Annotated in this window: 10 protein-coding genes; all 10 read left to right on the forward strand. The window is 68.6% G+C overall.

Annotated features, from left to right (window positions below):
• Positions 1-531: 531 nt before the first annotated feature.
• The 10 genes from ACWDKQ_RS21420 to ACWDKQ_RS21465 all read left to right on the forward strand — a co-directional run bounded on the left by ACWDKQ_RS21420 (position 532) and on the right by ACWDKQ_RS21465 (position 10,476).
• Entirely contained in the window at positions 532-975 is a 444-nt protein-coding gene (locus tag ACWDKQ_RS21420; protein ID WP_450140508.1) for an SRPBCC family protein, read from the forward strand.
• 292 nt (positions 976-1,267) lie between these two features.
• Positions 1,268-2,110 carry a nitrilase-related carbon-nitrogen hydrolase gene (locus tag ACWDKQ_RS21425; protein ID WP_450140509.1) on the forward strand — a complete coding sequence of 281 codons (843 nt, stop codon included), beginning with the start codon at positions 1,268-1,270 and terminating at the stop codon, positions 2,108-2,110.
• Positions 2,111-2,120: 10 nt separating this feature from the next.
• Complete coding sequence (locus ACWDKQ_RS21430; RefSeq protein WP_450140510.1) at positions 2,121-3,419, forward strand: aspartate aminotransferase family protein; 1,299 nt, start codon at positions 2,121-2,123, stop codon at positions 3,417-3,419.
• The gene (gene hydA / locus ACWDKQ_RS21435) at positions 3,416-4,816 is read left to right on the forward strand and encodes a dihydropyrimidinase (protein ID WP_450140511.1); all 1,401 of its coding nucleotides are present in this window, start codon (positions 3,416-3,418) and stop codon (positions 4,814-4,816) included. Before ACWDKQ_RS21430 ends, hydA begins: the two co-directional genes overlap by 4 nt.
• 19 nt (positions 4,817-4,835) lie before the next feature.
• Complete coding sequence (locus ACWDKQ_RS21440; RefSeq protein ID WP_450140512.1) at positions 4,836-5,834, forward strand: TIGR03842 family LLM class F420-dependent oxidoreductase; 999 nt, start codon at positions 4,836-4,838, stop codon at positions 5,832-5,834.
• 93 nt (positions 5,835-5,927) lie between these two features.
• Positions 5,928-7,268 carry a uracil-xanthine permease family protein gene (locus ACWDKQ_RS21445; RefSeq protein WP_450140513.1) on the forward strand — a complete coding sequence of 447 codons (1,341 nt, stop codon included), beginning with the start codon at positions 5,928-5,930 and terminating at the stop codon, positions 7,266-7,268.
• A gap of 85 nt (positions 7,269-7,353) precedes the next feature.
• Positions 7,354-7,734, forward strand: a complete 381-nt coding sequence (locus ACWDKQ_RS21450) for a VOC family protein (protein WP_450140514.1) — start codon at positions 7,354-7,356, stop codon at positions 7,732-7,734.
• Positions 7,735-8,177: 443 nt separating this feature from the next.
• The gene (locus ACWDKQ_RS21455) at positions 8,178-9,386 is read left to right on the forward strand and encodes a cytochrome P450 (RefSeq protein WP_450140515.1); all 1,209 of its coding nucleotides are present in this window, start codon (positions 8,178-8,180) and stop codon (positions 9,384-9,386) included.
• 11 nt (positions 9,387-9,397) lie between these two features.
• On the forward strand, positions 9,398-9,607 hold the full coding sequence (locus ACWDKQ_RS21460; RefSeq protein WP_010693052.1) for a ferredoxin: 210 nt from the start codon (positions 9,398-9,400) through the stop codon (positions 9,605-9,607).
• A 68-nt stretch (positions 9,608-9,675) separates the two neighbouring features.
• Positions 9,676-10,476 (forward strand): SAM-dependent methyltransferase, encoded by an 801-nt coding sequence (locus ACWDKQ_RS21465; RefSeq protein ID WP_450140516.1) that lies wholly within the window; start codon positions 9,676-9,678, stop codon positions 10,474-10,476.
• The last annotated feature ends 292 nt before the right edge of the window (positions 10,477-10,768 follow it).

The following is a 10,768-nucleotide window of genomic DNA, read 5'->3' on the forward strand; positions in this document are numbered from 1 at the left end:
CGCGCGAGTTGGCGGTGCGCCGCATCATGCCCGGCCAGCGCCGGATCGGTGCGCCCGCCGAAGTAGTACACCGCGTCGTAGCCGCCCCACAGGATCCGACCGTCCGGCGTCGGGCTGGCCGCTGGTCCAGTACACCCGCCGTGCCCTCACCCGCGCCGACGAGAACCGCGGACGCCGCGGATGGTGGTTGCGCCTCCTCGACAGCCGCGGAATCGGCCTCGGCAGCTGAGCGAACGGCTCGTTTGCCTGGGCGGATTCGCGGAATCGGTGATCGTACTTCGGGAATCCGCAGTGCGACGGTGACAGGCCCCTTGCCGGCCTGCGCCGGAATTTGCTGCCCTTCCTGGCTAAACGGTGGTCTCGGTTCGTCGAGTCGCTGCGCTGAAGGCGGGCCATGGATCTGCGCAGCAAACAACAGGCGGCCGACGCTGGCGCCCAGCCTCGCCTGGCTCGGGAACTGGTGGCGCACGTGGTAAGTCGTGCTGATGAGATAGGTGGTGCAGTCTACCGTCGGTTACTTGGAGGAATGACATGGGCAAGGTCACGGCCAGCGCGCAGCGCCGGACCGCCGCATCCGCGGAGCAGGTGCGGACGATCATCGCCGACTACGCGCAAAGCAGGCCGAAGATCCTTACCGAGCACTACCGGGACTACGCGGTCGTCGAAGGCGGCACAGGTGCGGGAACGATCGCTACCTGGAAGCTCCAGGCGACCTCCAAGCGCGTGCGCGATGTCAAGGCCGTCGTGAGCGAGCCGGAACCCGGCAAGGTCGTCGAGACCGACGCTAACTCCAGCATGGTGACCACGTGGACGGTGCGCGAGGAGAACGACGGCTGCCTCGTGCGGATCGAGACCACGTGGGAAGGCGCGAAGGGAATCGGCGGGTTCTTCGAGCGAACGTTCGCCCCGGGCGGCCTCAAGCGCATCTACGCTGGAGTTCTAGAGAAGTTGGACGCCCTCCCTAAGAAGTCGTGACAAGGCGCGGCGAGCATGCGCATCTGCTCCTCGCCGTGTCCGACACACCGGCGCTTCGCCTGTTCGAAGGAATTCGCACGGCGAAGCGCCGGTGCGTTTCTGCCATCTTCGCTCGTCGGGGCGCACGTCAGGTTCCGGCGATGCAGAGAATGGGAACTCTGCGTAATCGCTTGATCATTGCGCGTGTAGTCCGCTGGTCATACCGTCGATGAACGGGCCGACCGGCTCGTCATGGTCGCCCTCCGGACGTCGTGTTAGAGGGCATCACGGACCGAAGGGGTGCAGCGCAACCATGCCCAACATCGTTCGTGCGGCGCTGGTCCAGGCGAAGTGGACCGGCGACACCGCCTCGATGGTCGACCAGCACGAGAAGCACGCCCGCGCCGCCGCCGACCAGGGCGCCCGGATCATCGGCTTCCAGGAGGTCTTCAACGCCCCGTACTTCTGCCAAGTGCAGGAGGCGGAGCACTACCGCTGGGCGGAACCGGTGCCGGACGGCCCGACCACGCAGCGGATGTGCGCGCTGGCGCGGGAACTCGGCATGGTCGTCGTCGTACCGGTCTACGAGATCGACGGGCCCGGCTTCTACTACAACACCGCCGCCGTGATCGACGCCGACGGCAGCTACCTCGGCAAGTACCGCAAGCACCACCTACCGCACCTGCCCGGGTTCTGGGAGAAGTACTACTTCCGGCCCGGCAACCTCGGCTGGCCGGTCTTCAACACCGCGGTCGGCCGGGTCGGCGTCTACATCTGCTACGACCGGCACTTCCCGGAGGGCTGGCGGGCGCTCGGGCTGGCTGGCGCGCAGTTGGTCTACAACCCGTCGGCGACCAGCCGCGGCCTCTCGTCCTACCTGTGGAAGCTCGAACAGCCGGCCGCGGCGGTCGCCAACGAGTACTTCATCGCGGCGATCAACCGGGTCGGCGTCGAGGAGTACGGCGACAACGACTTCTACGGCACCAGCTACTTCGTAGACCCGTACGGTCGGTTCGTCGGCGAGCCCGCCGGCGACGCCGACGAGGAACTCGTGGTGCGCGACCTCGACTTCGGCCTGATCGACGAGGTCCGCCAGAAGTGGGCGTTCTACCGCGACCGGCGACCCGACGCCTACCGCCTGCTGACCGAGCCGTGAGGGAGCGACGATGACGAGCACGCACTCCGAGCTGACCAAGCGACACCGCGCGGTGCTGCCGGACTGGCTCGCGCTGTACTACGACGAGCCGATCGACATCGAGCGCGGCGAGGGGCGGCACGTCTGGGATGCCGAGGGCAACCGGTACCTGGACTTCTTCGGCGGCATCCTCACGACGATGACGGCACACGCGCTGCCCGAGGTGACGGCGGCGGTCAGCGCGCAGGCCGACCGGATCCTGCACACCTCAACGCTGTACCTCAACCGCCTGATGATCGAGCTAGCGGAGCGGGTCGCGGAGCTGTCCGGAATCGAGGACCCGCGGGTGTTCTTCACGACCAGCGGTACCGAGGCCAACGACACCGCGCTGCTGCTGGCCACCGGCTACCGTGCCTCGAACCAGGTGTTGGCGTTGCGCAACAGCTACCACGGCCGGTCGTTCTCGGCGCTGGCGGTGACCGGCAACCGAGGCTGGTCGCCGACGAGCCTTTCCCCGGTGCAGACGGCGTACGTGCACGGCAGCCGTCGGCGCGGCACTCCACTCGCCAACCTGCCGGACGAGGAGTTCACCGCCGCGTGCGTGTCCGATCTGGAGGACGTGCTCGGGCAGTTGCACGGCAACGTCGCTTGCCTGATCGCCGAACCCATCCAGGGTGTCGGCGGGTTCGCCACCCCGCCGGACGGATTGTTCGCGCGGTTCAAGGAGGTCCTCGACCGGCACGGCATCCTGTGGATCAGCGACGAGGTGCAGACCGGGTGGGGGAGGACCGGCGAGCACTTCTGGGGCTGGCAGGCGCACGACGCGAACGGGGCACCGGACATCGTCACCTTCGCCAAGGGCATCGGCAACGGCCTGTCGGTCGGGGGCGTCATCGCCCGCGCCGAGATCATGAACAGCGTCCAGGCGAACTCGATCTCCACCTTCGGCGGCAGCCCGATTACCGCCGCCGGGGCGCTGGCCAACCTCGACCACCTCGTCGCCAACGACCTGCAGGGCAACGCCGCGCGCGTCGGTGCGGTGCTGCGCAAGGAGCTTGACGGAGCGCTCGGCCGGGTCCCGACGGTCGTCGACGTCCGGGGCAAAGGCCTGATGATCGGCGTCGAGCTGGCGAACGCCGACGGAACGCCCGCGCCGGAGATCGCCACCGAGGCGCTCGAATCGGCCCGGCGCCGCGGCGTGCTCATCGGCAAGGGCGGGCTGGACGGCAACGTGCTGCGCATCGCGCCGCCGCTGACTCTTACCGAGGCCGAGGCGCGCGAGGGCGGCCGGATCTTGGTCGCGGCGCTGGAGGAGGCGGGGCGGCGATGAGCCGGATGATCATCCGCGGTGGCCTGGTGATCACCGCGACTGAGGAAACCCGGGCGGACGTGCTCGTCGACGGCGAACAGGTCGCCGCGATCGCCGCGCCCGCCGTCGCCGAGCAGTGGGTGTCCACTGCGGACAGCATGATCGACGCGTCCGGGTACTACGTCATCCCGGGCGGCGTGGACGGGCACACGCATATGCAGATGCCCTTCGGCGGGACGTTTGCCGCGGACACGTTTGAGACCGGGACCCGGGCCGCCGCGTGGGGCGGTACCACCACGATCGTCGACTTCGCGATCCAGCCGGTCGGCGGCTCCCTACGCGAAGGCCTAGACGCCTGGTACGCCAAGGCCGACGGGCAGTGCGCGATCGACTACGGCTTCCACATGATCCTCTCCGACGTCGGCGACGAAGCGCTGAAGGAGATGGACATGTTGGTCGCCGAGGGGATCACCAGCTTCAAGATGTTCATGGCCTACCCCGGCGTGTTCTACAGCGACGACGGGCGGATCCTGCGCGCCATGCAGCAGGCCGCCGACAACGGCGCGTTGACGATGATGCACGCCGAGAACGGCATCGCCATCGACGTGCTGGTGCAGCAGGCGCTGGCCGCCGGGCGCACCGACCCCAAGGTCCACGGGCAGGTCCGGCACCCGCTGCTGGAGGCCGAAGCGACGCACCGGGCGATCCAGCTGTCCAGAGTGGCTGGTGCGCCGCTGTACGTCGTGCACGTCTCCGCCGCCGAGGCAGTCGCGGAGATCACCCGGGCCCGCGACAACGGACTCAACGTCTTCGGCGAAACCTGCCCGCAGTACCTGTTCCTGACCACCGACGACCTGGCGCGGCCGGAGTTCGAAGGCGCGAAGTACGTCTGCTCGACACCGCTGCGGCCGGTCGAACACCAGGCGGACCTCTGGCAGGCGCTGCGCACCAACGACCTCTCCGTGGTGTCGACCGACCACTGCCCGTTCTGCTTCAAGGACCAGAAGGAGCTCGGCCGCGGCGACTTCTCGAAGATCCCCAACGGCATCCCGGGTGTGGAGAACCGGATCGACCTGCTGCACCAGGCCGTGGTGGAAGGGCGCATCAGCCGCCGTCGGTGGATCGAGCTGGCCTGCACCACCCCGGCCCGGATGTTCGGCCTGCACCCGCGCAAGGGCACCATCGCGCCCGGGGGCGACGCGGACATCGTGATCTACGACCCGCGCGCCGAGCAGGTGCTCTCGGCCGAGACACACCACATGAACGTCGACTACAACGCCTACGAGGGCAAGCGGATCACCGGACGGGTGCGCACCGTGCTGTCCCGCGGCGAGGTCGTCGTCGACGTCGGCACCTACACCGGCCGGACCGGGCGCGGCCGGTTTCTGCCGCGCGAGAGCTGCCAGTACCTGATCTGACCGACTTGGGACGTGAAGCATGGACTTTGGACTTGTTCTGCAGACCGATCCGCCAGCCTGGTCGGTGGTGGACCGGATGCGCCAGGCCGAGCGGCTCGGCTTCAGCCACGGATGGACCTTCGACTCGTGCGTGCTGTGGCAGGAGCCGTTCGTCATCCACAGCCAGATCCTGGCCGCGACCGAGCGGCTGACCGTCGGGCCGATGGTCACCAACCCGGCCACCCGTGACTGGACTGTCACCGCCTCGACCTTCGCCACGCTCAACGACATGTTCGGGCCGCGCACGGTGTGCGGCATCGGCAGGGGTGACTCCGCGGTGCGCGTCACCGGGGGCAGGCCGACCACCCTCGCGACGCTCAAACGGGCCATGCACGTGATCAAGGACCTCGCGGAGGGCCGAGAGGTGCAGCTGCACGGCACCCCGGTGCGTCTGCCGTGGGTGCGCGATGGTCGGCTGCCGATCTGGATGGGTGCTTACGGGCCGAAGGCCCTGGAGTTGGTCGGTCGGCAAGCCGACGGCTTCATCCTGCAGCTCGCCGATCCGTACCTGACGCGGTGGATGGTCGACCACGTCCGGCAGGCCGCCCTTGACGCGGGCCGCGACCCGGCGTCGATCACTGTCTGCGTGGCGGCCCCGGGCTACGTCGGCGACGACCTCGACCACGCCCGCGAGCAATGCCGCTGGTTCGGCGGGATGGTCGGCAACCACGTCGCCGACCTGGTCGCCCGCTACGGCGACACCACCGGGGCGGTGCCCGCCGCGCTCACCGACTACGTCAAGGGCCGGGACGGCTACGACTACTCGCACCACGGCCGTGCCGACAACCCCAGCACCGAGTTCGTGCCGGACGAGATCGTGGACCGCTTCTGCCTGCTCGGCCCTGCCCAAGCACACGTGGACAAGCTGCGGGAACTCCGCGACGCGGGCGTGGACCAGTTCGCGATCTACGCCATGCACGACGCCATCGAATCCACAGTGGACGCCTACGGCGAGAGCGTCATCCCGGCAATGTCCTGACACCCCACGACCTGCGGCGGAGGCCACACGGCCGCGGGTTTGTAGAGTTCCGGCCGCAGCCCCGATCGGCGGGGTGGAACGGGGAGGGGCGCCATGCGGCAGGGACTCGGCGCGAAGCTGGGGATCGGCTGGAAGCTGCACGGGGAGGGTTGCACGCCGCGCCCCGGCGAGGCGGTGGCCCCGGATGAGCGGCTGTCCTGGGGGCGCACCGTCGGGCTTGGCGCGCAGCACGTGGTGGCCATGTTCGGCGCCACCTTCGTCTTCCCGGTGCTGATGGGACTGGATCCCAACCTCGCGATCATGGTTTCGGGCGTGGCGACCATCCTCTTCCTGCTGATCGTGCAGGGCAAGATCCCCAGCTACCTGGGTAGCAGCGCGTCCTTCGTGGGTGTGGTTACGGTGATCCGGGCTGGTGGTGGGGACAGCTCGACGGTCACCGGTGCGATCCTGGTGCTCGGCTTGGTGCTGTCCGCGGTCGGGGTGATCATCCACTTCGTCGGCCCGCAGGTGGTGCACCGGTTGCTGCCGCCCGCGGTCTCGGGTGCGGTGGTGATGCTGATCGGCTTCAACCTCGCCCCGGTGGTCGCCGAGTCGTACTGGCCGCAGGACCAGTGGATCGCCTTGATCACCATGATCGTCGTGCTCGGCTGTAGCGTGCTGCTACGCGGATTCTGGCCCCGCATCGCGGTGCTGATCGGGCTGGTCGTCGGTTTCGCCCTGTCGTGGCTGTTCGACCTGGGCTTCGGACCGATCACCGCGCCGAATGCCAGCGGCGTGGTCAGCACGCACTTCCGGCTCGATCTCAGCGGCGTCGCGGATGCCAGTTGGTTCGGCCTGCCGACGTTGCACGCGCCGTCGTTCGACGCGGCGGCGATCGTTGTCGTGCTCCCCGTGGTGATCGCGCTGATCGCGGAGAACACCGGGCACGTCAAGGCCGTGGAGGAGATGACCGGCACCAAGCTGGACGGCAGCCTCGGGCGCGCGATCTTCGCCGACGGCATCGCCAGCACCCTCTCCAGCGCTGTCGGTGGCCCGCCCACAACCACCTACGCCGAGAACATCGGTGTCATGGCCGCCACCCGGGTGTACTCCACGGCGGCCTACTGGGTGGCCGCGATCGTGGCGATCCTCTTTGGGTTGTGCCCCAAGTTCGGCGCAGTGATCGCGGCGACCCCGGGTGGCGTGCTCGGCGGCATCACCGTCGTGCTCTACGGCATGATCGGCCTGCTGGGCGCGAAGATCTGGACGGAGAACCGCGTCGACTTCGGCGACCCGGTCAACCTGATGCCGCTGGCCGCCGGGCTGGTCACTGGCATCGGCGGGGTGTCGCTGCAGATCACCCCGCAGTTCAGCCTCAGCGGCATCGCGCTGGGCACCGTCGTGACGCTGCTGGGCTATCACGTGCTTCGGTTGCTGGTGCCCGCCCGCGGGTGATCGCCTCCCGGTCTCTGATCGTCAGTGCGGGTGCGGCGGGCAGGCCTTAGGTTCGCAGACGACGACCGGCGTCGAGGAGGCCGCCATGCTGCGTCCCGTGCACTTCGAGATCCACGCGGGAGACGTGGACCGCGCCCACACCTTCTACTCGACCGTGTTCGGCTGGCGGTTCCAGCAGTGGGGTGACGAGCAGTACTGGTTGATCCTGACCGGTGAGGGCCCAGGCATCGACGGCGGCTTGCTGCCGCGCAAGGGCCCCGAGCCCTCCGACGAAACGCCGATCGCAGCGTTCGCGACGACCGTGGAAGTGGCCGACATCGAAGCCATGCTGTCGATCGTGGAAACCGCCGGCGGCCGGGTGGCGATGCCCAAGACCGCCCTGACCGGCATGGGCTGGGTGGCCTATTGCCGGGACACCGAGGGCAACATATTTGGCCTGTTCCAGGCCGACGACCTGGCGAGCTGACCTCGGGTCACCAGGGCACGCCCCCCGTCGAGCATCAGTGTCAGGTAGTGGGCCGGAGCTTCGTGGCGGATGTCGTCGGGGGCGCCGTGCACGCCCTGCAACACAAGGGACAGGATCACACCCAGGTCGCTGCTGCTGACTGTCCGGGCGCAGCGAGCCGTTGACCTGCGCGCCGCGTACAAGCCCGTCCAGGATTTGCAGCAGTTCTTTGCAGGACTGGTCGACTTTCGGGTCCGCGCCGCCGCGATGATCCGGTCCCGGTTGCGGCGGGCATCGGCCCGTAGCCGTGGCGTCGGTCGTCATGGTCCTTGCTCGCGTGCTGTGCATTGGGTTGGGCGGGTTGCCGCATGTCCCAGTCCGGAAGTTATGGACGGGAACCTTCCGGTTCGCTATAAGACGGAAGAGATCAATCCACTTGTTCGTTCGGTGATCAGGGAGCCACGATGTCAAAACCAGCTGTTGACCTGGCGGCCTACCCGAAAGTTCGCACCTGCCCGTTCGCACCCGAACCGGAATACGCCGAACTGCGCGCCGAAGCGCCGGTCACCAAGGTCCCGATGGCGGGTGGCGGAACCGCCTGGCTGGTGACCCGGCACGAGCACTTCCGCCAAGTGCTCGGCGATCCGCGGATGAGTTCCGACTTGCGCCGTCCCGGATACCCGCAGCTCTCGCCCGGCCAGCGGGCCATCGCCGACCTCATGGCCCCGTCGATGATCGGGTTGGACGGGGCCGCGCACACCGCGGCCCGACGCGCCGTGCTCGGCGAGTTCACCGTCCGGCGGATCGAGGTGATGCGACCGCGTATCCAGCAGATCGTCGACGACTGCATCGACGAGATGCTCGCCGCGCCCCGCCCGGTCGACCTGGTGCGGGCGCTGTCGCTGCCGGTGCCGTCGCTGCTGATCTGCGAGCTGCTGGGCGTGCCCTACGCCGACCACGACTTCTTCCAGGAGCGAAGCAGCCGGATGCTTCAGAGGACGACCTCTGCCGAGAGCCGCGGCGCCGCGGTCGGGGAAATCCAGGCATACCTGGATGGGTTGGTGACCGCCAAGGAGCATGAGCCCACCGACGACCTGATCGGCAGGCAGATCCGCAAGCAGCGCGAAGTCGGCGAGGTCGACCACGACGCGCTCGTGCTGCTGGCGTTCCTGTTGCTGGTCGCCGGGCACGACACGAGCGCGAACATGATCTCGCTGGGCGCCCTGGCGCTGCTGGAGAACCCGGACCAGCTGGCGGAGATCGTCGCCGACCCGGCCAAGACGCTGCCCGCCATCGAGGAGCTGCTGCGCTACTTCACCATCATCGAGGCGGCGACCTCGCGCACCGCGGTGGAGGACGTAGAGATCGGCGGCGTGTTGATCCGGGCGGGGGAGGGTGTTGTCGCGCTGGGCAGCTCGGCCAACCGCGACCCCGAGGTCTTTGACCGGCCCGACGAACTGGACATCAACCGCAACGCTCGTGGGCACGTTGCGTTCGGCTTCGGCCCGCACCAGTGCCTGGGGCAGAACCTGGCGCGGCTAGAACTGCAGATCGTTTTCGACACGTTGTTCCGGAGGCTGCCAGGACTGCGGCTGGCCGTCGGCGTCGACGACTTACCGTTCAAGTCCGACGCGAACATCTACGGGATCTACGAAATGCCCGTGACCTGGTGAGAGGAGCAATCATGCGGATCGAGGCGGATCTGGACCGCTGCGTGGGCGCGGGCCAGTGCGTACTGACCGAACCGGCGTTGTTCGACCAGAACGACGAGGACGGCCGGGTGGTGCTGCTGGCGACCGAGGTCGACGACGGCGACGACAGCGCGGTGGCCGCGGTGCGGGAGGCGGTGCACGTCTGCCCGTCGGGTGCGCTGTCGTTGGTCGACGATCGGTAGTCGACCAGGGGATTGCGGACCGCTTTCTAATCCGATGTGGTGGGAGTCACCGAAATCGGGGGTGCGACGTGAACACGCGGTCGTGGTGGGCGCAGGGGGTCGATGTGGCGAAACCCAGCTCGGCGCGTGTTTACGACGTGCACCTGGGTGGTTCGCACAATTTCCAGGTCGACCGGGACCTGGCGGAGAAGGCGGCGGAGATGATGCCGTCCCTGCCCGCGGTGTTGCGGGCCAACCGGTCGTTCCTGCGCCGGGTGGTCCGCCACCTGGCTGGCCTGGGCGTCCGGCAGTTCCTGGACCTGGGCTCGGGAATCCCGACGGTGGGCAACGTGCACGAGATCGCCCAGCAGATGGCCGCGGACTGCCGGGTCGTCTACGTCGACAGCGATCTGGTCGCGGTCATGCACAGCCGGTCCATCCTGCGTGGCAACGACCGGGCGGTCGCCATCCGCGCCGACTTCCGGGTCGTCGACCAAGTGCTCGACGACCCGGAGGTACGGTCGATGCTGGACTTCGGAGAGCCGATCGCGGTGCTGTTCCTCGCGGTCCTGCACTTCGTGCCGGATGCCGACGACCCGGTCAGCATCGTGTCGAGCTACGTCGACCGGCTGCCCCGCGGCAGCTACCTGGCGATCTCGCATGCGTGCAGCGACGTCCAGGAATCCACCCGGGAAGCGGCAGAGATGTACAGCGAGCGCATCGGCGGCTTCCACATGCGGCCGAAGGCGCAAATCGCGGCGATGTTCGGCGACCTGGAGATGCTCGAACCGGGCCTGGTGGACCTGACGGAATGGCGGCCGGACTCCCCGGAGATGCCGCCCGGCGGCAAGCCCTGGACCGGTCCCGGCGGGGTCGGCCGGAAGCGCTAGCGGCGCATGAAGCGGCGCCACCTCCCCCTCTCCTGGAGATGGCGCCGCTGGCGCGGTTGAGCCGCCATCCGGCAGCTTGCTGCCTGTGACGCAACGGTCACAGGGCATTAGGTCCTTGGACAGGCCCGATTGTCTTGATCTAGTCCGCAACGGCGAGCCGATTTCGCGGACCTCCGCTCGACCGGCGCGGCGACGTCCAGCGGTGCCGCCACGCGCCGCCCGGCCGTCGCCACGCGCCGCCCGGCCGTCGCCACGCGCCGCCCCGCGAGATCGGTAGAGCAGACGTCTGTAG

Source organism: Saccharopolyspora sp. NPDC000995 (genome assembly GCF_053599315.1).

What these genes read in the sequence shown, in the direction of transcription:
- ACWDKQ_RS21460 (WP_010693052.1), top strand. Translation starts at nt 9,398, where the DNA reads ATGCGGATCGAGGCGGATCTGGACCGCTGCGTGGGCGCGGGCCAGTGC.
- ACWDKQ_RS21425 (WP_450140509.1), top strand. Translation starts at nt 1,268, where the DNA reads ATGCCCAACATCGTTCGTGCGGCGCTGGTCCAGGCGAAGTGGACCGGC.
- ACWDKQ_RS21430 (WP_450140510.1), top strand. Translation starts at nt 2,121, where the DNA reads ATGACGAGCACGCACTCCGAGCTGACCAAGCGACACCGCGCGGTGCTG.
- ACWDKQ_RS21455 (WP_450140515.1), top strand. Translation starts at nt 8,178, where the DNA reads ATGTCAAAACCAGCTGTTGACCTGGCGGCCTACCCGAAAGTTCGCACC.
- ACWDKQ_RS21440 (WP_450140512.1), top strand. Translation starts at nt 4,836, where the DNA reads ATGGACTTTGGACTTGTTCTGCAGACCGATCCGCCAGCCTGGTCGGTG.
- hydA (WP_450140511.1), top strand. Translation starts at nt 3,416, where the DNA reads ATGAGCCGGATGATCATCCGCGGTGGCCTGGTGATCACCGCGACTGAG.
- ACWDKQ_RS21445 (WP_450140513.1), top strand. Translation starts at nt 5,928, where the DNA reads ATGCGGCAGGGACTCGGCGCGAAGCTGGGGATCGGCTGGAAGCTGCAC.
- ACWDKQ_RS21420 (WP_450140508.1), top strand. Translation starts at nt 532, where the DNA reads ATGGGCAAGGTCACGGCCAGCGCGCAGCGCCGGACCGCCGCATCCGCG.
- ACWDKQ_RS21450 (WP_450140514.1), top strand. Translation starts at nt 7,354, where the DNA reads ATGCTGCGTCCCGTGCACTTCGAGATCCACGCGGGAGACGTGGACCGC.